This window comes from Arthrobacter sp. zg-Y20, assembly GCF_030142075.1.
In the GTDB taxonomy this organism is placed as follows: domain Bacteria; phylum Actinomycetota; class Actinomycetes; order Actinomycetales; family Micrococcaceae; genus Arthrobacter_B.
The window spans coordinates 1,024,439-1,050,002 of record NZ_CP126241.1; the positions used below are offsets into that span (position 1 = coordinate 1,024,439).

General features: G+C 66.0%; 26 protein-coding genes. 15 read left to right on the plus strand and 11 right to left on the minus strand.

Going from position 1 to position 25,564, the window contains the following annotated elements:
• The first annotated feature begins 230 nt into the window (after positions 1-230).
• From QNO06_RS05090 to QNO06_RS05115, 6 genes are all read left to right on the plus strand, one after another.
• Positions 231-1,070, plus strand: a complete 840-nt coding sequence (locus QNO06_RS05090) for a Bax inhibitor-1/YccA family protein (RefSeq protein WP_227914075.1) — start codon at positions 231-233, stop codon at positions 1,068-1,070.
• A gap of 267 nt (positions 1,071-1,337) precedes the next feature.
• The gene (locus QNO06_RS05095) at positions 1,338-2,048 is read left to right on the plus strand and encodes an ANTAR domain-containing protein (protein WP_227914076.1); all 711 of its coding nucleotides are present in this window, start codon (positions 1,338-1,340) and stop codon (positions 2,046-2,048) included.
• Positions 2,049-2,096: 48 nt separating this feature from the next.
• Positions 2,097-3,080, plus strand: coding sequence for an aldose 1-epimerase family protein (locus QNO06_RS05100; protein ID WP_227914077.1), 984 nt, complete (start codon positions 2,097-2,099; stop codon positions 3,078-3,080).
• A gap of 48 nt (positions 3,081-3,128) precedes the next feature.
• Complete coding sequence (locus tag QNO06_RS05105; protein ID WP_227914078.1) at positions 3,129-4,436, plus strand: AI-2E family transporter; 1,308 nt, start codon at positions 3,129-3,131, stop codon at positions 4,434-4,436.
• 2 nt (positions 4,437-4,438) lie between these two features.
• Complete coding sequence (gene ilvA / locus QNO06_RS05110; RefSeq protein WP_227914079.1) at positions 4,439-5,680, plus strand: threonine ammonia-lyase; 1,242 nt, start codon at positions 4,439-4,441, stop codon at positions 5,678-5,680.
• A 3-nt stretch (positions 5,681-5,683) separates the two neighbouring features.
• Positions 5,684-6,262: a rhomboid family intramembrane serine protease gene (locus tag QNO06_RS05115; RefSeq protein ID WP_227914080.1), complete on the plus strand. Its 579-nt coding sequence runs from the start codon at positions 5,684-5,686 to the stop codon at positions 6,260-6,262.
• A 22-nt stretch (positions 6,263-6,284) separates the two neighbouring features.
• Here the strand turns inward: QNO06_RS05115 and greA are convergent, their stop codons facing one another.
• Together greA and QNO06_RS05125 are read right to left on the minus strand one after the other, a co-directional pair.
• Positions 6,285-6,776: a transcription elongation factor GreA gene (greA, locus tag QNO06_RS05120; RefSeq protein ID WP_227914081.1), complete on the minus strand. Its 492-nt coding sequence runs from the start codon at positions 6,774-6,776 to the stop codon at positions 6,285-6,287.
• 237 nt (positions 6,777-7,013) lie between these two features.
• Positions 7,014-7,478 (minus strand): DUF4307 domain-containing protein, encoded by a 465-nt coding sequence (locus QNO06_RS05125; protein WP_227914082.1) that lies wholly within the window; start codon positions 7,476-7,478, stop codon positions 7,014-7,016.
• A 56-nt stretch (positions 7,479-7,534) separates the two neighbouring features.
• Between QNO06_RS05125 and mca the strand changes: the two genes are divergently transcribed.
• The 3 genes from mca to QNO06_RS05140 all read left to right on the plus strand — a co-directional run bounded on the left by mca (position 7,535) and on the right by QNO06_RS05140 (position 11,006).
• A complete protein-coding gene (gene mca / locus QNO06_RS05130) occupies positions 7,535-8,452 on the plus strand; it encodes a mycothiol conjugate amidase Mca (RefSeq protein WP_227914083.1) in 918 nt (305 codons plus the stop codon).
• A gap of 62 nt (positions 8,453-8,514) precedes the next feature.
• On the plus strand, positions 8,515-8,844 hold the full coding sequence (locus QNO06_RS05135; protein WP_227914084.1) for a hypothetical protein: 330 nt from the start codon (positions 8,515-8,517) through the stop codon (positions 8,842-8,844).
• An 11-nt stretch (positions 8,845-8,855) separates the two neighbouring features.
• On the plus strand, positions 8,856-11,006 hold the full coding sequence (locus QNO06_RS05140; RefSeq protein WP_227914085.1) for a thioredoxin domain-containing protein: 2,151 nt from the start codon (positions 8,856-8,858) through the stop codon (positions 11,004-11,006).
• Here the strand turns inward: QNO06_RS05140 and trhA are convergent.
• The gene (trhA, locus tag QNO06_RS05145) at positions 11,003-11,755 is read right to left on the minus strand and encodes a PAQR family membrane homeostasis protein TrhA (protein WP_227914086.1); all 753 of its coding nucleotides are present in this window, start codon (positions 11,753-11,755) and stop codon (positions 11,003-11,005) included. The two genes, QNO06_RS05140 and trhA, sit on opposite strands and share 4 nt — an antisense overlap.
• A gap of 178 nt (positions 11,756-11,933) precedes the next feature.
• Here trhA and QNO06_RS05150 point away from each other — a divergent pair, with 178 nt between their 5' ends.
• The 4 genes from QNO06_RS05150 (at position 11,934) to QNO06_RS05165 (ending at position 15,242) form a co-directional block, all read left to right on the plus strand.
• Positions 11,934-12,695 (plus strand): isoprenyl transferase, encoded by a 762-nt coding sequence (locus QNO06_RS05150; protein WP_227914087.1) that lies wholly within the window; start codon positions 11,934-11,936, stop codon positions 12,693-12,695.
• Positions 12,696-12,865: 170 nt separating this feature from the next.
• Positions 12,866-14,188, plus strand: a complete 1,323-nt coding sequence (gene phoH2, locus QNO06_RS05155) for an RNA 5'-3' helicase PhoH2 (protein ID WP_227914088.1) — start codon at positions 12,866-12,868, stop codon at positions 14,186-14,188.
• 60 nt (positions 14,189-14,248) lie between these two features.
• Positions 14,249-14,767 carry a prepilin peptidase gene (locus tag QNO06_RS05160; RefSeq protein ID WP_227914089.1) on the plus strand — a complete coding sequence of 173 codons (519 nt, stop codon included), beginning with the start codon at positions 14,249-14,251 and terminating at the stop codon, positions 14,765-14,767.
• Positions 14,768-14,771: 4 nt separating this feature from the next.
• On the plus strand, positions 14,772-15,242 hold the full coding sequence (locus QNO06_RS05165) for an NUDIX hydrolase (RefSeq protein WP_227914090.1): 471 nt from the start codon (positions 14,772-14,774) through the stop codon (positions 15,240-15,242).
• 166 nt (positions 15,243-15,408) lie between these two features.
• On the opposite strand, the gene QNO06_RS05170 is transcribed toward QNO06_RS05165, so the two are convergent.
• The 5 genes from QNO06_RS05170 to QNO06_RS05190 form a co-directional block, all read right to left on the minus strand.
• Entirely contained in the window at positions 15,409-17,139 is a 1,731-nt protein-coding gene (locus QNO06_RS05170; RefSeq protein WP_227914091.1) for an MDR family MFS transporter, read from the minus strand.
• The gene (locus QNO06_RS05175; RefSeq protein WP_227914092.1) at positions 17,136-17,879 is read right to left on the minus strand and encodes a TetR/AcrR family transcriptional regulator; all 744 of its coding nucleotides are present in this window, start codon (positions 17,877-17,879) and stop codon (positions 17,136-17,138) included. The genes QNO06_RS05170 and QNO06_RS05175 overlap by 4 nt, the downstream gene beginning before the upstream one ends.
• Positions 17,880-18,015: 136 nt before the next feature.
• On the minus strand, positions 18,016-19,437 hold the full coding sequence (locus QNO06_RS05180; RefSeq protein WP_227914093.1) for a class II fumarate hydratase: 1,422 nt from the start codon (positions 19,435-19,437) through the stop codon (positions 18,016-18,018).
• Between the two features lie 61 nt (positions 19,438-19,498).
• Positions 19,499-20,140, minus strand: coding sequence for a carbonic anhydrase (locus QNO06_RS05185; protein ID WP_227914141.1), 642 nt, complete (start codon positions 20,138-20,140; stop codon positions 19,499-19,501).
• A gap of 74 nt (positions 20,141-20,214) precedes the next feature.
• On the minus strand, positions 20,215-20,817 hold the full coding sequence (locus QNO06_RS05190) for a DUF4245 domain-containing protein (protein ID WP_227914094.1): 603 nt from the start codon (positions 20,815-20,817) through the stop codon (positions 20,215-20,217).
• Positions 20,818-21,005: 188 nt separating this feature from the next.
• Here QNO06_RS05190 and glpX point away from each other — a divergent pair, with 188 nt between their 5' ends.
• On the plus strand, positions 21,006-22,046 hold the full coding sequence (glpX, locus tag QNO06_RS05195) for a class II fructose-bisphosphatase (RefSeq protein ID WP_227914095.1): 1,041 nt from the start codon (positions 21,006-21,008) through the stop codon (positions 22,044-22,046).
• 81 nt (positions 22,047-22,127) lie between these two features.
• Here glpX and QNO06_RS16965 read toward each other — a convergent pair whose 3' ends face one another.
• Positions 22,128-22,304, minus strand: coding sequence for a hypothetical protein (locus QNO06_RS16965; protein WP_227914146.1), 177 nt, complete (start codon positions 22,302-22,304; stop codon positions 22,128-22,130).
• Complete coding sequence (locus QNO06_RS05200; RefSeq protein WP_227914096.1) at positions 22,283-23,002, minus strand: TspO-related membrane protein; 720 nt, start codon at positions 23,000-23,002, stop codon at positions 22,283-22,285. The genes QNO06_RS16965 and QNO06_RS05200 overlap by 22 nt, the downstream gene beginning before the upstream one ends.
• Positions 23,003-23,133: 131 nt before the next feature.
• On the opposite strand from QNO06_RS05200, the gene QNO06_RS05205 reads away from it, so the two are divergent.
• Positions 23,134-24,162 carry a lipid II:glycine glycyltransferase FemX gene (locus tag QNO06_RS05205; RefSeq protein WP_227914097.1) on the plus strand — a complete coding sequence of 343 codons (1,029 nt, stop codon included), beginning with the start codon at positions 23,134-23,136 and terminating at the stop codon, positions 24,160-24,162.
• A gap of 58 nt (positions 24,163-24,220) precedes the next feature.
• On the opposite strand, the gene manA is transcribed toward QNO06_RS05205, so the two are convergent.
• Positions 24,221-25,546: a mannose-6-phosphate isomerase, class I gene (gene manA, locus QNO06_RS05210; protein ID WP_227914098.1), complete on the minus strand. Its 1,326-nt coding sequence runs from the start codon at positions 25,544-25,546 to the stop codon at positions 24,221-24,223.
• Positions 25,547-25,564: the final 18 nt, after the last annotated feature.

Here is a 25,564-nt window from a genome sequence, read left to right on the forward strand (position 1 = left end):
GGAACATGCTACCCACAGAATGTTTCAGGCAGTGACGTTTGTCCCTGCCCGTATGTCGCGATCCCGTAACGACTTTGTTGCCGGCAGCGCAAGACCGCAGGAGCGGAGGGGACCCGCCTCGACCGAACCGTTACCTAAAGAGGCGTATTTGCGGGAATCCGCGGCCCCGGCCGTTCGTTGGACTTTGGTAGGCTGACCCTAAACAGCCCCCCAGATGGAGGACACTTTTCATGGCACTTGGCGGAAATCCGGTTTTCAACGGAAAGAACTTCCGTTCCCAGACCCGTGGCGGAGCAGCCCAGGGGTCGCTGGCAACGGATAACACCTACATGACCCCGCAGCAGCTGCAGGATCTGTACACGGCGCCGTCGGCAAAGCCTTCGGACATGGGTCGGATGACTTATGACGACGTGATCATGAAGACGGTGTTCTGCCTCGCGGCAGTCCTGGTGGGCGCAGCAGTCCCCACCTTCGTCCTCCCGTCCATGGGCATGGGCCTGATGATGCTGGGCGCACTGGGCGGATTCGTCCTTGGCCTGGTCAACTCCTTCAAGCGCGAACCCGTACCGGGCCTGATCCTTGCCTACGCGTTCCTGGAGGGAATGTTCCTCGGCGGGCTGACAGCCGTCCTCGACAACGCCTACCCGGGCGTTGGGCTGCAGGCGGTACTGGGCACCCTCGCGGTCTTCGCCGTCACCTTGGTGCTGTTCCGCAGCGGCAAGGTGCGTGCGACCCCCAAGGCTGTCCGGTTCTTCATGATCGCCATCATCGGTTACGCGGTCTTCTCCCTGATCAACGTCGGCCTGATGATCTTCGGCGGCGTAAATGATCCGTGGGGCCTGCGCGGAGTGGAAATCTTCGGCATCCCGATGGGCGTCTTCATCGGCCTGCTGGCCATCGGGCTGGCCGCCTTCTCCCTGATCATGGACTTCACCTCCATTGAACAGGGCGTCAAGGCCGGTGCCCCGGAGCGCTACTCCTGGACGGCGGCCTTCGGCCTCACCGTCACCTTGGTATGGCTGTACGTGGAGATCATCCGGCTGCTGGCCATTCTCCGCGGCAGCGACTAACCACCCAGAACCAGCTGCGTACAGTCCCGCAGCAACACAGGGACCGTATTGGAAGGCCCGCCGGCATTACGCCGGCGGGCCTTCCGCTGTTTAACGGGCCGCTGCCGCCCGGCCGGTAGAAACCAATTTGGGCGCTTACTCTGGGCACCCGCCGCCGGCCGTACCTACTATGGCCGGCGTGGGGAGCGGTCCCTGCATGGGGAGCAGCGGGACCCGGAACAGGTCACACGGCCAAGGCCCGGGCACCTGCTGGAAAAGGAGTCTTCGGTGGCCGAACATGACCGGCAATCCGTGCTGGAAGAACTACTTGACGTCCTGCTGGGCGACTGGGATCCGGAGGTGTTCCTGGCCGGTGCTGCGGAAGCAGCCGCAAGCCGGCTGGGGCTCGCGGCCCCGGGCGGATGCGCGTTGGCGGTGAACCGCAGCCGCCGGCCCCTGCTGTCCGCCCGGTCCGCCGGACTGGCGGCGGAGGCGGCCGGCTTCGGACCGGGCAGCCCGGCAGGGACGGTGCTGGGCGGTGGCCCGGACGCCGTCGTTCCGGATGTGTGCGCGGAGCAGCGGTGGTCCGCAGTGGCCGGTGCAGGTGCCGCAGGCGTACGTTCGGTTGCCGCCGTTGCGCTGCCGCTGGCGGGGGAACGCGGTGTGCTGGCGTGCTATTCGGACCGGCCGAATTCCTTCGGACCGCTCGAAACGGGCACTGTCCGCGGTTTCGCGGCGGCGGCCGCCAAACCCCTGCGCCTTGCCCTGCTCCTTGATATGCAGACCGCAAAGGCAGCGAATCTCCAGGCAGCACTGGAATCACGCACCGTGGTGGACCTGGCTGCGGGCATCATCATGGGACAGAACGGCTGCAGCCAGCAGGCAGCCATCGACATCCTGCGCAGCGTCTCCAACAGCCGCAACATCAAGATTCGCAATGTGGCCGCCGGCGTCGTGGCAGCAGTCAGCGACCGGGTTGATACCCATTTCGATGAGTAGCTTCCCTGGAGGGGACCGGAGCCGGAGCCCTTAGGTAACGTTGAACCCATGAATGGAACCGGCACTGAACATGCAGCGGCCCTCCCGGCTACCGGCACCCAGTACGAGATCAGCCGTGGCAGCGCCCGTGCGGTGATCGGTTCCCTCGCCGGAGCGCTGCGGCACTACTCCGTGGACGGGGTGGAGTTGTTTCAGTCCTACCCGGATACCGCCATACCGCCCTCGGCCAACGGTGTCCTGCTTGCGCCGTGGCCCAACCGGGTGGCGGACGGGCTGTGGACCCTGGACGGTGCGGAGCAGCAGCTGGACATCACCGAGCCGTCGCGCGGCCACGCAAGCCACGGGCTGCTGCGCAACACCGGGTACACGCTCCGCGAGCAGGACCAGGCATCCGTGGTCCTGTCCGCCGAAATCTTCCCGCAGCACGGGTATTCGTTCCATCTCCTGCACACCGTTCGCTACGGCTTGGACGACGACGGCGGGCTGGCGGTGCGCCAGAGCCTCACCAACCTGGGAACGTCGCGCGCACCTGTCGCCCTGGGCGCGCATCCATTCCTGCGCTTGGGAGATGTGCCCACGGAAGACCTGGTGCTGACCGTTGCAGCTAACGCAAGGCTCACCACCGATGAACGCCTGATCCCCAACGGCAGGGAGGAACCCGCCGGGGAAACCGACCTGCGCACCGGAAAACGCGTGGGCGGACTGGATCTGGACAGTGCCTACACGGACCTCCAGCCGGCCGGAACGGAGACCGGAGGAGGCGGGGAACCCGGGTACCGGCACACACTCACTGCGCCGGACGGGCGTACCGTCAGCCTCTGGACCGGACCCGAATGCGGCTATGTCCATGTTTTCGTCACGGACAAGTTCCCCGGACAAGACTGCGCCGTGGCGCTGGAACCGATGACCGCTCCGGCCAACGCGCTGAACTCCGGGGAAGGGCTGGCCTGGCTTTCGCCCGGCGGGAGTTTCGATGCGCAGTGGGGTATCCGGGCCGGATCAGCGGACCGCGGCGGTAACAGCACGGAATAGCCGCGTAAAGTCAGCTTCACCACCAGCAGGGTGTGGAAGGATGGCCCCATGAAATCCCATGCACGCCGCGCGGCTGCGCCCCGGGCGCTGCAGGCCGCAGCAGCGAATCCAGTCCGGTCAGGGGAAGATGTCCCCTTCGCCCTGCGGGTAAGCGCAGCTTGGGCCTGGCGGCTGGGCATAGTGCTCATAGTGGGGGCGGGGCTCATCTGGGTCCTGAGCCATTTTTCGCTGCTCATCATTCCGCTGATGATCGCCGCACTGCTCGCCGGACTGCTTTCGCCGGTGAGCAACTGGCTGCGCCGGAACAGACTGCCGGGCGGACTTTCGGTGGCAGTGACCCTCCTGGCGTTCCTGGGGCTCATTACCGCCGCGCTGACCCTGGTAGGCCGTCAGCTGGCCCTGGGCTTCCAGGACCTGTGGGGCGAAACCATGGCAGGAGTCCGGCAGATCCAGGACTGGCTGTCATCCGGGCCGCTTCACATCAGCACGGACCAAATCGACTCACTGTTCAGCGAAGCCAGTGACACCCTGCAGGAGAACTCCGGGAGCATCGTTTCCGGCGCCCTCAGCGTGGGCAGCAGTGCCGGACACTTTGCCGCAGGCGTGCTGCTGACCATCTTTGCCCTGATCTTCTTCCTGCTGGACGGGCCCCGAATCTGGCGCTTCACTGCTGGACTCCTGCCGAGGCGGGCACGGCCCGCGGCCTACGGTGCCGGAATCCAGGGCTGGGACTCCATGGTCAATTACGTGCGTGTCCAGGTGGTTGTTGCCCTGATCGATGCGGTTGGCATCGGCGGCCTGGCCGCGCTTATCGGCGTGCCTCTGGCCCTGCCCCTGACCGTACTGGTGTTCCTGGGGTCTTTCGTTCCGCTGGTTGGAGCCTTCGTGACCGGCTTCGTGGCGGTGCTGCTGGCCCTGGTGGCCAACGGCTGGGTCAATGCGCTGGTGATGCTCGGCATTGTGCTGTTAGTCCAGCAGGTGGAATCGCACATCCTGCAGCCCCTGGTGATGGGCCGTGCCGTCTCGCTCCATCCGCTCGCCGTCATCCTTGCCGTCACCGGAGGGACCCTGGCCGCAGGCATTCCGGGGGCCTTGTTCTCAGTCCCGTTGCTGGCCATCCTCAACGCCGTGGTCCGGTACATTGCCGCCCGGCACTGGGAAAATGACCCGGCCGTGGAAGAGCAGTTCGGCGCCGGTCCGCACTCCGGGCCGGATCTCCACGGCAATGATCCGGGGGACGGGGCAGCCGGAGACGGGAACTCCGGGACCGGCGGTAAGACCCCCGGAGCCGGCAGTGACGAGAGCGACCATGAACATAACCCCGAACGCGCGTTTGTTCCGAAGGAAGAGCACTGACTTTGACAGATCTGCCCAACCTGCCCGTAACCCTGGATGACATCCAAGCCGCTGCCAAACTGCTTGACGGCGTGATCGCGCAGACCCCCATTGAGGTGTCGCGTGCGCTGGGACGGGAAACCGGCTCGGACGTGTACTTCAAGTGTGAAAACCTGCAGCGGGCCGGGTCTTTCAAGGTCCGGGGCGCCTATGTGCGCATGGCCAAGCTCTCCCCGTCGGACAAGGCCCGCGGCGTGGTGGCCGCTTCAGCGGGAAACCATGCCCAGGGGGTGGCGGTTGCCGCGGCCAGGCTCGGCATTGCCGCACGGGTGTACATGCCTCACGGGGTGGCCCTGCCGAAACTGGCGGCCACGCAGGGACACGGCGCAGAAGTTGTCCTGCACGGCCACAACGTAGACGAAGCGCTCGCCGAGGCCCAGCGGTACGCCGATGAAACCGGTGCCGTGTTTGTCCATCCGTTCGACAACGTGGACGTGGTGGCCGGCCAGGGAACCATCGGACTGGAACTCCTGGAACAGATTCCGGACCTGGACACCGTCATCATGGGGGTGGGCGGCGGAGGGCTGCTCGCTGGCGTCGCCGTCGCCGTTAAGTCCCGGGCACGGGAACTGGGCCGGGACATCCGGATCATCGGAGTGCAGGCCGAAAATGCGGCGTCGTACCCGCCGTCGCTGGCGGCGGACGCCCTGGTGCCCCTGACCCGGGTGTCCACCATTGCGGACGGAATTGCCGTGGGCAGGCCGGGCCAGCTGCCGTTCTCGATCATCCGGGAGCTGGTGGACGATGTAGTGACCGTCAGCGAGGATTCCCTGGCCCGGGCCCTGATTTTCCTGTTGGAGCGTGCCAAGATGGTGGTTGAACCCGCCGGTGCGGTGGGGGTGGCTGCCCTGATGGACGGGATAATCGAGAATCCCGGCACCACGGCCGTGATCCTGTCCGGCGGCAACATTGACCCCATGCTGATGCTGAAGGTCATCCAGCGGGGCCTGGCCGCCGCGGGACGCTATCTCGTGGTCCGGATCCTGCTTGACGACCGTCCAGGCTCGCTGGCCACCATCTCGCGGATCATTGCCGATGCGGATGCAAACGTCACCGGAGTGGACCACACCAGGGTAGGAGGATCCATCAGCATGGGAGACGTGGCAATCACCATCAACATGGAAACCAAGGGCCACGAGCACTGCGACCTGGTCCTGAAGAACCTGCGCGCGGAAGGCTTCCAGCCCATGGTGCTGGAAGGCTGACCCGTGCTCGCCCAACGGGCCCGGACCGCCCTGATCGGTTCGCTCGGTTTCGCCGCCCTGCTGTGGGCGGTTTACCTGCTCACCATGGTGTTTTCGCCTGTGGTTCTGCCGCTGCTGGGCATCCTGCCCCGCCACGTGGAGGGGCTCGACGGCGTCGTGTTCGCTCCGCTGCTGCATGCCGGCTTTGGGCACCTGGTCGGGAACACGCTGCCGTTGATTGTGTTTTCCTTCCTCACCCTGTTGGAAGGGATGCGCCGGTTCGCCTGGGTCCTGGCCATCTCCTGGCTGGCTTCCGGGATAGGCGTGTGGCTTTTCGGGAGCGGCCTGACGGTGGGTGTGTCCGGCGTGGTGTTCGGACTGTTCGCCTACCTGATGGTGCGCGGCTTCTACAGCCGCAGCATTGTCCAGATCCTGCTCAGCGCCGTGCTGTTCCTGATCTACGGGTCCATCCTCTGGGGCGTGTTCCCCACGGCGCTGGGTATCTCCTGGCAGGCGCATCTGTTCGGCGCCGCCGGCGGTGTGCTTGCCGCCGTTCTCCTGCGGAACAGCCCCGGCACAACGCAAAAGCGGGCCCTCCCGTAGGAAGGCCCGCTTTGAGGGGAAGTTAGCCGGCGTAGGGCTTGGCGGAGATGATCTCCACCGGGATGCTCTTGCCGTTCGGGGCCAAGTACGTGGTGGAATCGCCCACCTTCAGGCCCGAGATGGACGCGCCAAGGGGAGACTTTTCGCTGTAGACGTCGATGCTGCTGTCCCCGGCGATCTCCCGGCTGCCCAGCAGGAAGGTCTCGACGTCGCCGGCCACGCGGGCTTCAACCAGCATGCCCGGCTCAACAATGCCGTCATCGGCCGGTGCTTCGCCAACGTGCGCAGTTTCAAGGAGCTGGGTCAGCTGGCGGATCCGGGCCTCAGTCTTGCCCTGCTCTTCCTTCGCCGCGTGGTAGCCGCCGTTTTCCTTGAGGTCGCCCTCGGAGCGTGCCTGCTCGATGCGGGCAACAATCTCCGTCCGTCCGGGGCCGGACAGGTGTTCCAGTTCCGCCTTCAGGCGGTCGTAAGACTCCTGCGTGAGCCAGGCGACAGATGCGCTGTTGGTTGACACGGGTATCTCCTTAAGTACATCCGGACCACCGATTGGTCCGGCGTGGCTGTTTGTTGCCCGCCGGCCGGATTGGCCTGACAAGCAAAGACCCCGCCGGGCGGGACCGGGCTGGTCTGCAATTCACAGATATTCTCTGCAGTTCACAGGACCCGGACACCTGGGCGGGGCTATTCGTGGTTCCCATACTAGTTTGCCTCCGGGCTTAACCCAAGATGCCGGGCTAAGACGGTCCGGCGGCTACTCGCCGGATCCCTCCACGAGCCAGCATGAGCCGACACCGCCGGTAACGCCGGGGGAATCGATGCGCAGCTCCTGCTTCTGGGCGCTGCTGGCGGGCACATCCGGACCCAGGATCACTGTTTTCCAACCCACGACGGCGTAGCTTTCGTTGAGCACCTGCACCGCGCAGGCCGCTGTTGAGCCGGGGGTTTTATCCACCCGGAAATCCACCACAGCGCGGCCTTCTTCCGGGAAGGAAAAACCGACGTCTTTGGACGTCACCGTACCTGCGGAAGAGGGGATGTTCATCAGGGCGGCCACTACGACGGCGGCGGCCACGGCGACCGAGGAAATGATGATGCCGGCCCGCCGGGACAGGCGCCGCTTTGGAGCGCCGTAGCGATTGGCTAATCTGGACTCGGACGTGGAAACGTCCGGCTGCTGGGGTGCCGACTTCTCGGGCTGACCAAACGGTGTGCTCACATGCCTATTTTAGCCGCCGATTCCACCGCCACATTCCGCTGACCACAGGAGTTGCCTTGTCTGCCCCCGATAGCACCACATCACGGCCCGCCGAGCCGCTGCGCCTGCTCGCAGTGCACGCCCATCCCGACGACGAGGCGAGCAAAGGCGCAGCCATGATGGCCGCTTACGCAGCCGCCGGCGTCGAAGTCATGGTGGCTACCTGCACGGGCGGTGAACAGGGCTCGATCCTTAACCCCGGAGCGGAGAACGATCCTGCGGGCAAACGCGACCTCGCCGGGCTGCGGCGCCGGGAAATGGCCGCCTCCCAGGCCGCCCTGGGTATTCACCACCGCTGGCTGGGCTTTGCCGACTCCGGTCTGCCCGAGGGTGATCCGCTTCCTGACCTGCCCTTCGGGTGCTTTGCACTGCAGCCGCTGGAACGGGCTGCCGCGCCGCTGGTGAAGCTCGTCCGGGAGTTCAGGCCGCATGTGATTGTCAGCTACGACGAAAACGGCGGCTACCCGCACCCCGACCACATCATGGCGCACAAGGTGGCGGTGGAGGCCTTCGAAGCTGCCGGCGACCCGGAACGCTACCCGGGCACCGGGCCGGCCTGGGAGCCGCTGAAGCTGTACTACGACCGCGCCTTCAACCCCGAACGTTTCCGCGCCCTGCACTTCGCCCTGGAGGAAGCAGGACTGCAGTCCCCGTATGCCGAGCGGATCGCCGCCTCGCAGGAGACCGACACGGAGGGCCACCAGCCGCCGGTACCAACCCATCCCACCACCACGCAGATTGAATGCGGGGACTTTTTCGAGGTCCGGGACCAGGCGCTGCGCAGCCACCGCACCCAGGTGGACCCCGACGGCTTCTTCTTCGCGGTCAGCGCGGACATGCAGCGCAAGGTCTGGCCGTGGGAGGACTACTCCCTGATCGAGTCCAGGGTGGAAACCGAACTCCCCGAGACCGACCTGTTTGCTGGCATACGATAGGGGCTGGGGACGTCTGATCCGCTGCCGTCTCGGCACAGAGTGAGCTTAGAGAGAGATATACCGTGAACTTCCTGTACAGCCTGCCTCTTGCCGTCACCCCGGCACCCGATGAAACGCTTGCGCCGGGGGTGGACCCGAAGGACGTCACGCCGGGCTTGCTGGGCTTCATTTTCACCCTGTTTATGGTGATTGCGATCATCTTCCTGATCCGCGACATGACCAAGCGCATCCGCCGCGTCCGCTACCGCGAGCAGCTTGCAACGGAACTGCTCGAACGCGAAGCGGCAGCCGGACGCGGCGGGCGCACCGCCGCCCCTGCTTCCTCCGGGCAGACCCCGGCGGAAGGTTCGCACCCCTCAGACCCGGACAGCTCCGGGAAGCACCTGCATTAGGAGTACCAACCATGGCCGGGAGACTGCGGGACCAGGCATCGGCGTATCTGCGCCAGCACGCTGATAACCCGGTGGACTGGTGGCCCTTCGGCGAGGAAGCCTTCGCCGAAGCACGCCGCCGCAATGTCCCGGTATTTATCTCGGTGGGGTACGCCGCATGCCACTGGTGCCACGTCATGGCCCATGAGTCCTTTGAGGACGCCGCAACGGCGGCTTACCTGAACGAGCACTTCGTCTCGGTGAAGGTGGACCGGGAAGAACGGCCCGACGTCGACGCCGTGTACATGGCCGCCACGCAGGCCCTGACCGGGCAAGGCGGATGGCCCATGAGCGTCTTCACCCTGCCGGACGGCCGAACCTTCTACGCCGGCACCTACTTCCCGCCGCAGCAGCTGCAGGGGGTGCCCGCGTTCCGGCAGGTACTTGAAGCTGTTTCTTCGGCGTGGCGGGACCGGCCGGAGGAAGTGGAAACCAGCGCGGCGCAGATTGCCGCCCACCTGGCCTCGGCCCAGGACGGGAACCGGCGCCTGGTAGGAGCTCTGGACCTCGTTCCCGGCTCCTCCGGCGCCTTGTCGCCGGAGGTGCTGCCGGCCGCCGTCGCAGCGGTTGGGGAGCAGGAAGACACCCGCTTCGGCGGGCTGGGCGGCGCCCCGAAGTTCCCGCCGTCGCCGTTGCTGCGTTTCCTGCTCACCTACGGAGCCGGCGGCGGGGCCGGGTCCGGCGCCGCTGCCGCCCTGGCGGACCGCACGCTTGAAACCATGGCCCGCAGCGCACTGTATGACCAGCTGGAAGGCGGCTTCGCCAGATACACGGTGGACCGCGCCTGGTCCGTGCCTCACTTCGAGAAGATGCTCTACGACAACGCCCAGCTCCTGCGGCTCTACGCGCACTGGAGCCGCTTGGCGCCCGCCCCGGCCCAGCGGCGTCTCGCCCTGCGGGTCAGCACCGATACTGCCGGCTGGTTGGCCAAACGCCTCCTGGTGGACGGCGGGGGATTTGCTTCGTCCCTGGACGCCGACACCGTGGTGGACGGCCGGCGCCGGGAAGGAGCCACCTACGTCTGGACCGGCGAGGAACTGCGAGCCGTACTGGCCCGGGCGGGTGCCGGCACCGAGGCAGACGCAGTGCTGGATCTTCTGGACTTGGAGACCGGGCGGATGGAGGAGGGCGAATCCACCCTGCATTTCGGGCGAAGCCTCGACCCGGAAGAGGAGCAGCTGTGGCTGCGCTGGAGCCCGGCCCTGCTGGCGGCGCGCGACTCGCGGCCGCAACCCGAACGCGACGACAAGGTGGTGGCGGGCTGGAACGGACTGGCTATCGCTGGCCTGGCCGACGCAGCCCTGGCCTTGGCGGACGCTGACGACGCCGGCGCGGGCGCCGAGTCCCTGCCCCATGCCGAGGCCCTGAACCTGGCCCGGAACGCGGCGGAGTACCTGCTGCGCGTCCATTATCGGGACGGGGTCCTCATCCGGGTGTCGCACAACGGCACGGCCCGGGGGATCGAAGGGCTGCTCGAGGACTACGCCGGGGTGGCCGAGGGCCTGTTCGCCCTCTTCGCAGCCACCGGGGAAGAGCGCTGGTACCGTGCAGCCGAGGAACTGGTCCTGGCCGCCGAACAGCGGTTCATCACCGACGGCGTCCTGCAGGACACCGCGGTGCGTACCGGACAGCTCTCTGCGGCGCAGGGAGCGGTGGCCTCCGCGGACCCGCTGGACGGGCCTGCTCCGAGCGGTACCGCGCTGTTCGCCGGTGTGCTGGTGACCTACGCCGCCTATTCCGGTTCCTCCCGGCACCGCGCCCTGGCCGAGGCACTCGTGGCCCATGTGCAGGTGGTGGGAGCCCGTGCGCCCCGCGCCGGCGGTTGGGCGCTCTCGGTTCTGGCCCAGGCGCTGGAGGGGCCGCGGGAACTGGCCGTAACCGGCACCGACGCGGAGCTGGTGCAGCACCTGCTTCGGACAGGCAGGGCCGCCGGCGGACCGGCCGTGGTGACGGCCTTCAGGGAGGGTGCGGGCACCGGTGGAGACTCCGCCGTCCCGTTGCTAAGGGACCGCGGAGCGCCGGACGGCTCAGCCCTGGCCTACTTGTGCCGCGGCATGGTCTGCAGCCGGCCGGTGTCTGATCCGGAAGCGTTGGCCGAACAGTTCGGGAACCGGCAGCCCTAGTGGCCCGCGCCGAGCACGGCGGACATGATTGCCACGTAGTGGCACGCGAACCCTGCCAGTGTGAAGGCATGGAAGATTTCATGGAAGCCGAACCATTCCACTGACGGGTTGGGGCGCTTCATTGCGTAGATGACCGCTCCGGCAATGTACATGGCTCCTCCCACGCAGATGAGCCATGCAGCCGCCGGGCTCGCACGGTAGAAGTCGGGAATGTAGAAGAGCGCGGCACAGCCCAGCGCAATGTAGACCGGGGTGTACAGCCAGCGCGGCGCGTTCAGCCACAGCAGCCGGAAGGCGACGCCCACCAGTGCGCCGGCCCAGATCAGCCACAGCAGGGTTGTCGCGCTTCCCCGGGGCAGCAGTGCCCAAGCCAGGGGGGTATAGGAACCTGCAATCACCAGCATGATGTTGGTGTGGTCCAGGCGCTTGAGTACCTTCTTGACCTTGGGTGACCAGTTGCCGCGGTGATAGACGGCGCTCACGCCGAACAGCAGTACACCGGTAAAAGCGTAGACAGCGGAGGCGATCCTGGTGCCGGTTGTGGGGGAGAGGATTACCAGGACAATGCCTGCTGCCAGCGCAAGCGGCGCAGCACCTGCATGGAACCAGCCGCGCAGGCGCGGCTTGACTTCGAGTTCTTCGGCGAGGGATTCAACCACACTTTCCAACGGGCCCGGGGCTACCCGGGAGTCGGGATCATGCTGAGCGGGGACGCCGTGTGGCCGTGCGGAAGATGATGACGAATCCATAACGGAAATTCTAACCTACGATCGGGTAACTTACGGTTGGGTAAGCGGGCGGCAGGGCCGGGTTGCGCGCTGCCGGGGCGAGCTAGCGGTAGCCTAGGAGAAGATTTTTTCTTCTTTAGGCAGACCCGGGCTGCAGCAGCCCGTCTGCTCCGCCCGGACCTGGCAGGTGAGGCAAGCTATGAAATTCCCCGGTGTTGTCTACGCCCTCTACGAGCGTAAGCTCCGTCGGTCCCTCAGCGGGGCGCGGCTGCCCGAACACATCGGCGTGATGGTCGATGGAAACAGGCGGTGGGCGAAACTCGCCGGTGCTCCCACCAGCGACGGGCACCAGGCCGGAGCGGATAAAATCCTCGAATTCCTCGGCTGGTGCCAGGAACTCGGCGTCCGTATGGTCACTCTGTACATGCTCTCCACCGACAACCTTAACCGTGACGCTGGCGAGCTTGAACCGTTGCTGGACATCATCGGCAACACCTTGGACCGGCTGGGTGAAGAGGGCAACCTGCGGGTCCAGCCTGTGGGGGCCCTCGAGATCCTTCCCGAAAGGCTGGCGAAGCAGCTCACCGAACTCGGGAACAGCACCGGCGACGCCGACGGAATGCACGTGAACGTGGCCATCGGCTACGGCGGACGGCGGGAGATCGTTGACGCCGTCAAGGAACTGCTGCAGGACGCCGACAGCGAGGGCAAGACAATTACGGACGTCGCAGGCGAGATTTCGGTCACCCGGATTTCCGAGTACCTCTACACCCGCGGGCAGCCGGATCCGGAACTGGTCATCCGCACCTCCGGCGAGCAGCGGCTCTCCGGATTCCTGATGTGGCAAAGCGCGTACAGCGAGTTCTACTTCTGCGAAGCCCTGTGGCCGGATTTCCGGCGCGTGGACTTCCTGCGTGCCCTGCGTGACTACGCCAGCAGGCAGCGGCGCTTCGGTTCCTGACAGCCTTTCCCCGCGAAGAGCCTGGGGTCTTCCCCGGGGGAGGGCCGTGTCCTGCTGCCGCCCGGTACCGGGCGGGCGTACTTTGGTGCTAGCGGTCAGCACGGAGCCGGCCGGAACGCAGCACAGTCCAGCAACCGGGGCCCGGGGGCGGCCCCTGATGGGAGTCCGCAGTGGCAGCTGACCAGTTTGTGCAGGCCTTGGAACGCACCACCTTTGTATTGGACACATCGGTACTGCTGTCCGATCCCCGGGCGATCCTGCGGTTCGCCGAACACGAAGTAATCCTCCCGCTGGTGGTCATCACCGAGTTGGAGCGCAAACGCCAGGACCCCGAGCTCGGGTACTTTGCCCGGAACGCCCTGCGGCTGCTCGATGAGCTGCGGGTGCAGCACGGCGGACTTGGCGCACCCATACCGCTGGGGGAGAGCGGCGGAGTCCTTAGAGTGGAACTGAACCACGTCTCCACCGACGTGCTGCCGGCCGGGATCCGGGGCAGCGACAATGACAGCAGGATCCTGGCGGTGGCCAAAAGCCTGGCCGATGAGGGCCGCAGCGTCACGGTGGTGTCCAAGGACCTGCCCATGCGGGTCAAGGCCTCGGCCGTGGGACTGGACGCGGACGAGTACCGCAACGGCCTGGTGCGCGATACCGGCTGGACCGGAGTGGCGGAACTGGAAATCTCTGACGCCGACATGGCGCTTCTGTATGACCACCAGCCGCTGTTCCACCCTGAGGCAGCGGATCTTCCGGTCAACACCGGAATGGTGCTGATGGCCGGGCGCGGCTCGGCCCTGGGCCGCGTAGGTACGGATAAGCGGCTGCGGCTGGTGCGCGGGGACCGGGATGTCTTCGGCCTGCACGGCCGGTCCGCGGAGCAGCGGCTGGCCATTGACCTGCTGATGGACCGGGAAGTGGGCATAGTATCCCTGGGCGGCAGGGCAGGGACCGGCAAATCCGCCCTGGCCCTGTGTGCCGGACTGGAGGCGGTCCTGGAGCGCCGGGAACACCGGAAGGTGGTGGTGTTCCGCCCCCTGTACGCGGTCGGCGGGCAGGAGCTGGGATATCTGCCCGGCTCCGAGTCGGAAAAGATGGGACCCTGGGGCCAGGCTGTGTTCGACACGCTGGAGGCACTGGTCTCGCCGGAAGTGGTGGAGGAGGTCCTGGACCGCGGCATGCTCGAGGTGCTGCCCCTGACCCATATCCGGGGCCGGTCCCTGCACGACTCCTTTGTGATCGTGGATGAGGCGCAGTCGCTGGAGAAAAACGTGCTGCTCACCGTGCTCTCCCGCATCGGCCAGAATTCCAAGGTCGTCCTGACGCACGACGTCGCGCAGCGGGACAACCTGCGCGTGGGCCGTCACGACGGCGTGGCAGCGGTGGTGGAAACGCTGAAGGGACACCCGCTGTTCGGGCACATTACGCTCACCCGGTCCGAGCGTTCCCCCATTGCGGCCCTGGTGACGGAACTGCTGGAAGAGGGGCAGATCGGCTAGCTTGTCCACACCTGGAGGACGTCGCCTGCACAGCCCGGGCCCGGGGCATAGCGTGTAGCCATGGCTGGCACACTGGCGGACTACTGGACTGCTCCCGGCGGCATGCATGCCGGCTGGCTGCTGGGCCTGGCGCTGGCATGGTTTACGGTGCTGGCCGTCCGCTTGAGCGCTGCCGATATCCGCACCCGGCGCCTGCCGGATGCGCTGGTGCTTCCCTCGTATCCCGTGGCTGGAGCCCTGCTGGCCGCCGCTGCGCTGGCCGTCGGGGAGTCCGGACGGATTGCCGGCATGCTGCTGGGTGCTGCTGGTCTGGGGGCCGGGTTTTTCGTCCTGCGGTTGCTGAATCCTTCCGGGCTGGGCCTTGGCGACGTCAAACTGGCCGGGCTCCTGGGGCTCTACCTCGGTTTCCTTGGGCCGGGCCACGTGCTGGCGGGAACCATGGCTGCGTTTGTGTTCGGCGGGATATGGGGGCTGGGGCTGATCCTTTCCCGGCGCGGGACGGCATCCTCCACGTTGCCCTTCGGGCCGTTCATGCTCCTGGGTGCCGCCGCGGCTATGCTGGCGCCCGGCCTACAGTAGAGGCATGCCTACTCCTGATTTTGTCCTGTCCCTGCGCGAGAGGATCGGACACGATCCGCTGTGGCTTCCCGGCGTGACCGCCGTCGTGTTCAACTCCGAGGGGCAGGTGCTGTTGGGCCGCCGCTCCGACAACGGCCGCTGGGCGCTGGTCACCGGCATGCTGGATCCGGGGGAGGAAGCAGGTCCCGGCGCCTTGCGCGAGGTCGAGGAGGAGACGGGGGTAAGGGCTGAAATCGAGCACCTGATCCATGTTGGCGCGCACGGCCCGGTCACCTTTCCCAACGGGGATGTATGTTCCTTCCTGAACCTGGCGTTCAAGTGCCGGTACGTTTCCGGCACGGCACGCGTGAACGACGACGAGTCCACCGAGGTGGGCTGGTACGCACTGGAGAACCTGCCGCCGCTGAGTGACCGGCACAAGATGCTCATCGACCTGGCGCTGACCGCCGACGGCGTGCCCGTCTTCCAGCGCTGAGCAGGGCTTCCCAAGCAGTCGAACAACCGAACAGCCGAACAACTGAACAGCCGAACAACTGAACAGCCGAACAACTGAACAGCCGAAAGGGGCCGCCCCGCAGCAGCGGGACGGCCCCTTTCGGCTGTTCCAACCCAGTTCCGGACGAAGAGCATCCCGGGGGCGGTTACCGCTCGCGGTAGGGATTCTCCGGAGCCTGCTCCGGGGCTACCCGCGTTCCCGTAGTCTCCGTCGCCGGGGGCACGGCTTCGGCCGACGGATCTGCGGGTCCGGACTTCGGAGCGGTGCCGTTGAGTGCGGCCAGGCGTTCGGCCTCCAGCCGGTCCGCCTCTTCCCCGCCCACTGCTTCCCCGCGCGCGACCATTCCGGCGACGTCGGAAAGCGGAATCTGCTTCAGGAAGAAGGCCAGGACCAGGGCGATCACCAGGAATGGGATCAGGTACCAGAACACCGGGGCAAGGGAATCGGCGTAGGCGGTGACAATGCCGTCCCGGAGCGGTTCCGGAAGGGTTTCCAGCACGGAAGGCTGCAGGGTGGCCGTTGCTTCCCCTGCGGCAGAGGCATCGAACCCCGCACCGGCGAAGGTTGCTTCCAGCTTGTCCGCCAGCCGGGACGTGAACATCGCACCGAAGATCGCGACACCCAGTGATGCGCCGACTTCCCGGAAGTAGTTGTTGCTGGAAGTCGCGGTGCCGATCTGGTCCACCGGAACGGAGTTCTGTACGACCAGCACCACAACCTGCATGATGTAGCCGAGGCCCGCGCCGAATAAGAACAGCTGCGCGCAGATCACCCAGACGGGAGTGTCGGCGGACAGCGTGGTCATCCACAGCATGGCCGCAATAACCAGGACGGCGCCCATGATCGGGTACTTCTTGTACTTGCCGGTCTTGGTGATGGCCAGGCCGGAGTAGATCGAGGTGCCCATCATGCCCACCATCATCGGCAGCATCAGCAGGCCGGAGACGGCTGCGGAGGTGCCGGTGGACATCTGCAGGAACGTGGGGACGAAGGCCAGGGCCGCGAACATGCCCATGCCCAAGGTGAAACCGATGGCCGTGCTGTTGACGAAGATCGGGTTCCGGAAGAGGCTGAGCGGAATGATGGGATCGGCTGCGCGGCGCTCGATCATCACGAAGATCAGGGCCGCCAGGAGCATCCCCGCGCCGAAGAGCAGGGTTGCCGGGTCCGTCCAGCCGTAGTCGTCCCGGCCGCCGAAATCGGTGAAGAAGATCAGGCAGGTGGTTGCAATGGAGAGGAACACCACGCCTCCGACGTCGATCCGCTTTTCCGCCTTTTTGGTGGGAAGCGTGAGTGCGAAGAACGCAACGAGGAAGGCAATGATGCCGATGGGAATGTTGATGTAGAAGGCCCACTGCCAGGTCATGTGGTCAACGAAGAAGCCGCCCATCAGCGGCCCCGCCACGGCGGACAATCCGAAGATGCCGCCCAGCGGTCCGAGGTACTTGCCCCGCTGGTTCGCCGGCACGATGTCGGCAATGATCGCCTGGGAGAGGATCATCAAGCCGCCGCCGCCCAGGCCCTGGATGGCCCGGAAAATCACGAAGCCCCAAAAATCGGTGGCGAAGGCGCAGCCAACGGACGCGGCGGTGAACAGCGCGATGGCGAACAGGAACAGGTTGCGCCGGCCCAGTACGTCACCGAACTTGCCGTAGATCGGCATCACGATGGTGGTCGCCAGCAGGTAGGCGGTGGTGATCCAGGTCTGGTGCTCGACGCCGCCGAGTTCCCCGACGATGGTAGGCATGGCCGTGGAAACAATGGTCTGGTCGAGGCTGGACAGGAGCATGCCCGCGATCAGTGCGGAGAAAATGATCCAGATGCGTTTCTGGGTCAGCAAAAGCGGCCCGGGGGCGCTTTTCGCGGTGGTTGTCATTCGGTGTCCTTGGCGGGGTCGGCGGGGTCAGGGGAATCAACGGGTTCGGGGGAACCGGTGGGGGCGGGTAAGGGAGGCGGTTCGGCGGGCAGGGGCAGCGGTTCCGCTGCCGAAAACACTTCGACGGCGGCATTCACCGCGGTGACGAGCGTGCTGCGGTAGGACGCCGTGTTGGCCGGGTCAAAGAAGACCATGCCGGCCCGCTGGACGAGTGCTCCGAAGAGTGCCACCAGGACGGCAATGCGCGAATCGTCCGCAGGAAGGGATTCCCGGGCCGCAGCTATCCGGCGGAATTCCTCCTCGGCTTCGCGGGAACCGTGCATGGCTTTGGAAATCAGCCGCGGTTCCGCGCTGATGGCCTCCTTGAGCTGGGCCATTTCCGTGCGCGACATAGCCATCCGCTCGGTCATGCCGACCGCGAGTTCCACAAAGTCCGGCACGAGGGTGGAGGACAGTGTCCCGGGTGCCGATGATGCGCCGCCCTCAATGAAGCGCCGGACCAGGTCCTCCGGGAGGTCGTCGGCCGGCGAGCCGAGGATGGCGTCTTCCTTGGCGGGGAAGTAGTTGAAGAACGTCCGGCGGGAAATGCCGACCCGTTCACAGAGCTGTTCCACGGTGAAGCCGTTCACGCCCTTGGCTGCAGTGAGGGTGCGCGCAGCAGCCGTTATGGCAGCCCGGGTGGCGGTGCGCTTGCGTTCCCGCAGGCCCCCGCAGTCCTCATTTGTTGCACTATTACTCACGCGGTAAATGTTTGCACTATGGACTGGCATGTGCAAATTCCATCAGGGGACGGACGGGAAAGGGCACCCGGAAAAACCGGATGCCCTTTCGCCGGAGCTGCGCGTGGCGTGCTGCAGGCGGCGTTTGTGCTGCCTGCTATGCCTGGGGCGGCTTCGTCATCGAGAGGACGTCCAGGGCCTTGTCCAACTGTTCCTCGGTCAGTTCGCCGCGTTCCAGGTAACCCAGGTCTTCGACGGCCTGACGGATGGTCTTGCCTTCCTTGACGGAGTACTTGGCGATCTTGGCCGCGTTCTCGTAGCCGATGAACTTGTTCAGCGGGGTGACGATGGACGGGGATGCTTCGGCGAGATAGCGGGCACGCTCAACGTTGGCTTCGATGCCGTCAATCATCTTGTCCGCCATTACGCGGGAAGAATTGGCCAGCAGCCGGATGGACTCCAGCAGGTTCGCGGCGATCACCGGGATGCCGACGTTGAGTTCAAAGTAACCGAACGTGCCGGCCCAGGCGACGGCGGCGTCGTTGCCTACTACCTGTGCGGCCACCTGCATAACGGCCTCGGAAATGACGGGGTTGACCTTGCCCGGCATGATCGAGGAGCCCGGCTGGAGGTCGGGAATGGCGATTTCGCCCAGTCCGGTGTTGGGGCCGGAGCCCATCCAGCGCAGGTCGTTGGCGATCTTGGTGAAGGATACGGCGATGGTGCGCAGCATGCCGGAAACCTCAACCAGGGCGTCACGGTTGGCCTGTGCCTCGAAGTGGTCGCGCGCTTCGGTCAGCGGCAGTCCGGTGTCGGCGGCCAGCAGTTCGATGACCCGCTGCGGGAATCCGGCCGGAGTGTTGATGCCGGTGCCGACGGCGGTGCCGCCAAGCGGGACCTCGGCCACGCGGGGGAGCGAGGCCTGCACCCGCTCGATGCCGTAGCGGACCTGGGCGGCGTACCCGCCGAATTCCTGGCCCAGCGTAACCGGCGTGGCATCCATCAGGTGGGTCCGTCCGGACTTAACCACGTCCTTGAACTCTTCGGCCTTGCGCTCCAGTGACGCGGCAAGGTGGTCAAGGGCCGGGATCAGGTTGTTGAGCAGTGCCGACGTAGCTGCCACGTGCACGGAGGTGGGGAAAACGTCGTTGGAAGACTGCGACGCGTTAACGTGGTCGTTCGGGTGGACGGTGGTTTCGCTGCCAGCGTCCCGCAAAGCACGGGTAGCCAGTTCGGCGAGGACCTCGTTGGTGTTCATGTTCGAGGATGTACCCGAACCGGTCTGGAAGACGTCGATGGGGAAGTGGCCGTCATGCATTCCAGTGGCGACGGCGTCGGCTGCCTTTTCAATGGCCCGGGCGCGCTCTTCGTCGAGCACCCCCAGTTCGGCGTTGGCAGTCGCAGCGGCCTTCTTGATCCGGGCGAGCGCTTCGATGTGCGAGGTTTCCAGCATGGTGCCGGAAATGGGAAAGTTCTCGACCGCGCGCTGCGTCTGTGCACGGTAAAGGGCGGCGGCCGGAACCCGGACCTCGCCCATGGTGTCGTGTTCGATGCGATATTCGGAGGTGTCAGAAGTCATGTCCCCAAGCCTAGTGTCCCGACCCGCCGCAGTAGAAACCGCTGCGCCGCAGCGCAAACCACTACTTGGGCAGTGCCGAACGCAGGACGGCGGGGTGTTCCAGTGCGCCGAACCCGGAGACCAGCTCTGCGTTGCCCTCGGCCAGCCGGTAGGACAAACCGATGACGGCAACGCGTCCGTCCTCCACGGCGTCAGAGATGACCCGGGAGCTTTCCACCAGGCGCTCAGCTGTCTGCTTGGTGTGCTCCACCACCATGTCGTTGACCTCAAACAGGTTCTTCCGGTGGGAGGCCAGTACGGACGGGGTGATCCGCTCCACCAGGGAACGCACGTATCCGGTGGGGGTTTCGCCGGTGTCCACTGCTTCCTTCGCCGCGGTGACCGCGCCGCAGCTGTCATGGCCGAGAACCACAATCAGCGGCACGTTGAGCGTTCCAACGCTGTATTCAAGGGAACCCAGGACGGCGTCGTCGATTACCTGGCCCGCGGTGCGGACTACAAAGGCGTCCCCAAGACCGAGGTCGAAGATGATTTCCGCAGCGAGGCGCGAATCCGAGCAGCCGAAGATGACGGCAAAAGGATTCTGGCCCTCCACCAGTGAACTGCGGCGCGGGGCGTCCTGGTTCGGATGGTTGGCGCTCCCGGCAACAAAGCGTTCGTTGCCTTCACGCAGTTTCTGCCAGGCCTGGGCGGGGGTGATCATCTTTTCTGTCTCCACGGTTCCGAGATTACTCCTTCGGCGGCCGGACGCCGTAGTGCCTTCCTTGGCACCCGGCATCAGTTGCCGCGCAGGTCCTCCACCACGTGCTCGGCCAGGACATCGAATTCGCTCAGCTCTCCGGAGCCCGTGAGCACCACGGTCAGGCCCTCGACCTCGGCCACCATGGATGCCTTCCCGCTGGAGGAATCCCGCAGTTCCCACGTCACTCCGCCGGCCTGCCGTTCCCCGGCGACGGCGGAGTCGCCGGTCGACTCGTACACCCAGGTGGGATTGGCCGCATTGGTCTCGGTGAGGGCAATAAATTCAGTTCCAGGCGTGACATATCCCACCTCCCACGTGGGCACGCCGTTGTTCTCTCCGGTGTTCCAACGCGCGTAATTGGCCGTCCAGCCATCGGGAAGCTCAGGGTCCAGCGGGCTGTAGCCGGCATCCCCGGCAGCCTGGTTGGCCGCAGCTGTGACATCGACATTGCGTGCCTGCATCTTGGGGGACGGATTCAGCAGCACCGGCACCAGGCACAGCGCCAGCGTCAGGCCGGTGGCGATCAGCATGCCCATCACGGTGGCATTGGCCCGCTTGGCCTGCTTGGTGGTCAGGACCGGCGTCACCGCGTCTTCGGCCTGCTGGGGCTGCTGGGGATCAGGCTGCGTTTCACTCACCCCTCCATATTCTCTTATGCGGCGCTGAACTCCTACTCCGCAAAACCCGCTCCGACAAAGCGGCCGGGTCAAACCGGGCCGCAGATATCCGGTCGCCGGGTGGTGGCAAAAGCCACTCAGACTATGATCGGAGAAAGGTCATCTGCTCCAACGGGTGTCCGCAGACGGTTTACATCGAAATTTCAAAGATGAGGTTTGACGTGTCCAAAGGTGCCCAGTACTCAACACTTTCCCCCGCACTAGCAGTCGGAGATTCGGAGCCGGACCGCAACCTGGCCCTCGAACTGGTCCGTGTCACGGAGGCAGCCGCCATTGCCGGCGGCCACTGGGTGGGCTTCGGCGACAAGAACGCCGCCGACGGCGCAGCAGTGGACGCCATGCGTTCGCTCATTTCCACGGTCCACTTCAACGGCGTAGTGGTCATCGGTGAGGGCGAGAAGGACGAAGCGCCCATGCTCTACAACGGCGAGCACGTTGGCGACGGCACCGGCGCCCTGTGCGACGTTGCCGTCGACCCCATTGACGGCACCCGCCTTACGGCACTGGGCATCAACAACGCCCTCGCCGTCCTGGCTGTCGCTGAGCGCGGCACCATGTTTGATCCCTCCGCCGTGTTCTACATGGAAAAGCTCGTGACCGGCCCGGAAGCCGCCGACATGGTGGACCTGCGCCTGCCGGTCAAGCAGAACCTCCACTTGATTGCCAAGGCCAAGGGCAAAAAGATCAACCAGCTCAACGTCATGATCCTCGAGCGTGACCGGCACAAGCCGCTGGTGCAGGAAATCCGCGACGCCGGTGCCCGGACCCGGATGCTGATGGACGGCGACGTCGCCGGCGGCATTGCCGCTGCACGCGAAGGCACCGACGTCGATGCCCTGATGGGAATCGGCGGCACTCCCGAAGGCATCATTACCGCCTGCGCCATCAAGACGCTCGGCGGCGTTATCCAGGGCCGGTTGTGGCCCACCTCCGATGACGAGAAGCAGAAGGCAATCGACGCCGGACATGATCTGGACCGGGTGATGTCCACCAATGACCTGGTCACCAGCGATAACTGCTACTTCGCTGCGACGGGCATCACCGACGGCGATCTGCTGCGCGGGGTCCGTTACAAGAAGGACCGCGTCCTGACCCAGTCCATCGTGATGCGCTCCAAGTCCGGCACTATCCGCGTGGTGGACGGCGAACACCAGGCGCACAAGTGGGAGTCCTACGCCCGCGCCAACTAGTCCGCAGGCCTCGCGCCCCAGTACCAAAAGCGTCCCCGCCGGAAACTTCCGGCGGGGACGCTTTGTTGCGGAGGAGGCGTCTCAGGCCGGCCGGCCGGAGCGGGGCGCGGCGCTGGTTCCCGGACGGCCGGCACGGAAGCGGATAGCCAGGGTGGCGGCAGCCACCACAACTGCCGCTGCGGCGGCGGCCACCGCGGTGGGAACAGATTCCAGTCCGCCGTTGACCCGGGAGACCGCTATCCAGGACAGTCCCCACACGAGTGAACCGCCGGAGCGAGGCGGCCGCGTCCGGCCGCAGCCAGCCCGATGCCGACGGCGGCCGTAACGGCAAGCACGGCAGCAGACCAGAGGGCCGGAGGCAACCCGAAACCCCGGAAGCCTGCGGAGGTGAGCGCAGAGGCGGTATTCGCAGCTGTGGCTACGCATACCCAGCCAAGATAGAGGCCCAGCGCGCCATCCACTGCAATCCATTCCGGCCAGCCGCCGGTGCGTGCAGTCCGCAGGACCGCGTAGCGCCGAAAACACTCGGCCAGGACGGCCAGCAGGGCCACGATCACCACCACGCTGAGCAGCACCGACCCGGCCTGCACCGAGAGGATCCAGGCGGCGTTCAAGAGCAGCGACGCGGCAACCAGCCAGCCCAGGGAACGTTGCCGGCCTGAGGCTCGCTGGGACGGAAACCACTGATAGACCGTGAAAAGGCCAAGCCCGGTGTAAATCACGGACCAGATGGAGAAGGCCGTGCCGGCCGGAGCCAGATATGTCGCATCGGCACTCAGCGCACCGCCGGCGGCTTCCGCCACGGGCGTGCCGCCAAAAACGCCCACGCCGATCATGGAGCCGACAATGCAGACGGCAAAACAGCTGGTGACGGTGATCCGGCGTGCAAGGTCCGCCCCGCGGTGACTGGCGGTTGAGGGGGATCCGGATGAGGGAATGGAAGAGGAAGCAGCCATAGTCGAGCCTAGCAAGCCATCCCCACCCATGACCGGCCCGGTGGCCTGACCGTTGCCTGCCGCGCACGGTTAGCCGCCGCCGGTGCCGTCCGTTTCGGCCCCCGGCAGGGGAGCCAAGTAGTCTTGAAGGCATGACACTGCGCGTTACTCCCTGCTCCGAAACCGCTTCCTGGAACGAAACCGTCAACCGCTTCGGCGGCCACCCCCAGCAGTTGTGGGGCTGGGGCAAAACCAAGGCGGAGCACGGATGGAGCGTGGACCGCGTCCTGGTCAGCGACGACGCCGGCACCGTGGTGGGCTGCGCCCAGGTGCTGCTGCGCGCGCTGCCTTTCCCGTTCCGCGCCCTGGCGTACATCCCGCGCGGACCACAGGGGGAGCCGGGCCGGGAGCTGGAGGTGCTGGATGCCGTCAGTGACTATGTAAAGACGGCACACTCCGCCGTGGCCCTGTCCATCGAGCCGGACTGGGATGAGGACGGCAAACTCTCCGCAGGCCTGCCCGGACTCGGTTTCCGCCGGAGCGGGAACACCATCCTGATTGGCCGGACACTGATCCTGGACCTGCAGCGCAGCCTGGACGACCTTTCCGGGGACATGAGCAAAAAGCACCGCCAGTACATCCGTAAATCCGGGCGGGAGGACCTGGTCTACCGCCGGGTAGAGCGTGCGGAAATCGCCAAGTGCCTTGCTGTGTACAAGCTCACGGCCCAGCGGGCGCACTTTGGAATCCATGAAGACGCCTACTACCTGGACATCTTCGACAACCTCGGCGAGGATTCGCCGGTGTATGCCGCCTTCAGCGGGGAGGACGTGGTGGCGTTCCTGTGGCTCTCGGCCAGTGAATACACGGCCTTCGAGCTTTACGGCGGCATGACCGAGGAAGGCGAGCGGCTGCGGGCCAACTACGCGCTGAAATGGCACGCCATCTCCGACATGAAGGAACGCGGCATTACCCGCTACGACTTCAACGGGCTGCTCAACGACGGCGTGTCCAAGTTCAAGATGGGCTGGGCTAAGCACGAGGACCTGCTGACGGGCACCTGGGACAAGCCGCTTTCCCCGCTCTACCCGGTCTTCGCCACCGCACTGCCGCTGGCCAAAACAGGCATGCGGAAGGCCCGCGCCGTCGTTGCAGGCCTCAAGGGCCGGCTGCGCCCCTAACCGGGGATCAGGCGGGCAGCGGGATCAGGCCGGCAGCGGGATCAGTCCGGCAGCGGGATCAGGCCGGCAGATCCAGGCGGGGCTCATCCCCGCCGTTGGCCGGGGCGGACCCGACCGTAACGGCGAAGGCCAGCGCGGCGTCGTCGTGCTGCGCCGAATCGGAGGCGAGCCGCAGGAAGGCCGGCGCATCGCCGGCCGGCAGGAAAGCGCTCTGCCCGGGTTCAAGGACCAAGCTGCCGGCGGGGGAGGACAGCGCAACGTTGCCGCGGACGGAGATCACCACCGCGGGTCCGTTCTGCAGCACCGGAACTTCGGCGGGAAGGTCCCGGCCGGTGTCCGGCCCCTGGGCCAGCTCGATCCGCTGCAGCTGGAATTCCTCAAAGGGCGGGCGGAAGACTTCCTGCCCGTCCGCGGTGTGTCCGGCCGTAAGCGAGGGAATGCCCAGCGGCCGGAAATCCACGGTCCGAAGCAGTTCCGGGACATCCACATGCTTGGGGGTCAGGCCGCCGCGCAGGACATTGTCCGATGCCGCCATGACTTCCACGCCCAGGCCGCTCAGGTAGGCGTGGACGTTGCCGGCGGGGAGGTAGATCGCTTCGCCGGACTTCAGGGAGGCCCGGTTGAGCAGCAGGGAGATCAAGACCCCGGGATCACCCGGGTAGAAGCCGTGCAGCTCGGCCACAGTTGTCAGTTCACGGGCAAATTCGGTTCCGGCAGCGGACAACAATGCCGAGGCAGCGGCCGCCTCCTCCACCGCGGGCCGGACGGATTCTCCGTCGCTGAGGATGGTCCGAAAGACGGACTGCAGCCGGTCGGCCGCCGGGTGGCCGGAAGAAAGCTCCGCAACAATCCATTCCAGCAGTTCCGGGACCGGGCGTCCCTCGGCGGCAATAGCCCCGTTGACGGCCCGGAAAACCTGCGCTGCCTCCTCCGGGTTCCGGAAACCGCACAACGCCTCGAAGGGCGTCAGCGCGAAGATCATCTCCGGTTTGTGGTTCCCGTCCTTGTAATTGCGTTCCCTCGCCCCGCGGTCCACACCCGTTTCCTCTTCGGCTGCATAACCGGCGCGGGCCTGTGCGGGCGTGGGATGGACCTGCAGCGACAGGGGAGAGCCCGCTGCGAGGATCTTGGCCAGGAAGGGCAGCTCACCGCCGAACCGGGCTGCTGTATCCGCGCCGAGGGCGGCCTCCGGATCCAAGGCAATAAGCTCGTCGAGGGTCTGTGCCCCGTCCACCGGCGGCACCAGGGCCGACGGTGCGCCCGGATGGGCTCCGATCCACAGTTCTGCCTCCGGATCCCCGGAGGGCTCCCGGCCGAACAGTTCGGCCATGGCCGTGGTTGATCCCCATGCATAGGGTCGGAGCGTATTCCGGAGCAGGTACATGGGTCTCTTTCGGCTGAT

Excerpts from the sequence above, each read along its gene's own strand:
- QNO06_RS05090 (WP_227914075.1), top strand. The coding sequence starts at position 231 with ATGGCACTTGGCGGAAATCCGGTTTTCAACGGAAAGAACTTCCGTTCC.
- QNO06_RS05100 (WP_227914077.1), top strand. The coding sequence starts at position 2,097 with ATGAATGGAACCGGCACTGAACATGCAGCGGCCCTCCCGGCTACCGGC.
- QNO06_RS05105 (WP_227914078.1), top strand. The coding sequence starts at position 3,129 with ATGAAATCCCATGCACGCCGCGCGGCTGCGCCCCGGGCGCTGCAGGCC.
- QNO06_RS05140 (WP_227914085.1), top strand. The coding sequence starts at position 8,856 with ATGGCCGGGAGACTGCGGGACCAGGCATCGGCGTATCTGCGCCAGCAC.
- trhA (WP_227914086.1), bottom strand. The coding sequence starts at position 11,755 with ATGGATTCGTCATCATCTTCCGCACGGCCACACGGCGTCCCCGCTCAG.
- QNO06_RS05150 (WP_227914087.1), top strand. The coding sequence starts at position 11,934 with ATGAAATTCCCCGGTGTTGTCTACGCCCTCTACGAGCGTAAGCTCCGT.
- QNO06_RS05160 (WP_227914089.1), top strand. The coding sequence starts at position 14,249 with ATGGCTGGCACACTGGCGGACTACTGGACTGCTCCCGGCGGCATGCAT.
- QNO06_RS05165 (WP_227914090.1), top strand. The coding sequence starts at position 14,772 with ATGCCTACTCCTGATTTTGTCCTGTCCCTGCGCGAGAGGATCGGACAC.
- QNO06_RS05170 (WP_227914091.1), bottom strand. The coding sequence starts at position 17,139 with ATGACAACCACCGCGAAAAGCGCCCCCGGGCCGCTTTTGCTGACCCAG.
- QNO06_RS05180 (WP_227914093.1), bottom strand. The coding sequence starts at position 19,437 with ATGACTTCTGACACCTCCGAATATCGCATCGAACACGACACCATGGGC.
- QNO06_RS05185 (WP_227914141.1), bottom strand. The coding sequence starts at position 20,140 with ATGATCACCCCCGCCCAGGCCTGGCAGAAACTGCGTGAAGGCAACGAA.
- glpX (WP_227914095.1), top strand. The coding sequence starts at position 21,006 with ATGAGGTTTGACGTGTCCAAAGGTGCCCAGTACTCAACACTTTCCCCC.
- QNO06_RS05200 (WP_227914096.1), bottom strand. The coding sequence starts at position 23,002 with ATGGCTGCTTCCTCTTCCATTCCCTCATCCGGATCCCCCTCAACCGCC.
- QNO06_RS05205 (WP_227914097.1), top strand. The coding sequence starts at position 23,134 with ATGACACTGCGCGTTACTCCCTGCTCCGAAACCGCTTCCTGGAACGAA.
- manA (WP_227914098.1), bottom strand. The coding sequence starts at position 25,546 with ATGTACCTGCTCCGGAATACGCTCCGACCCTATGCATGGGGATCAACC.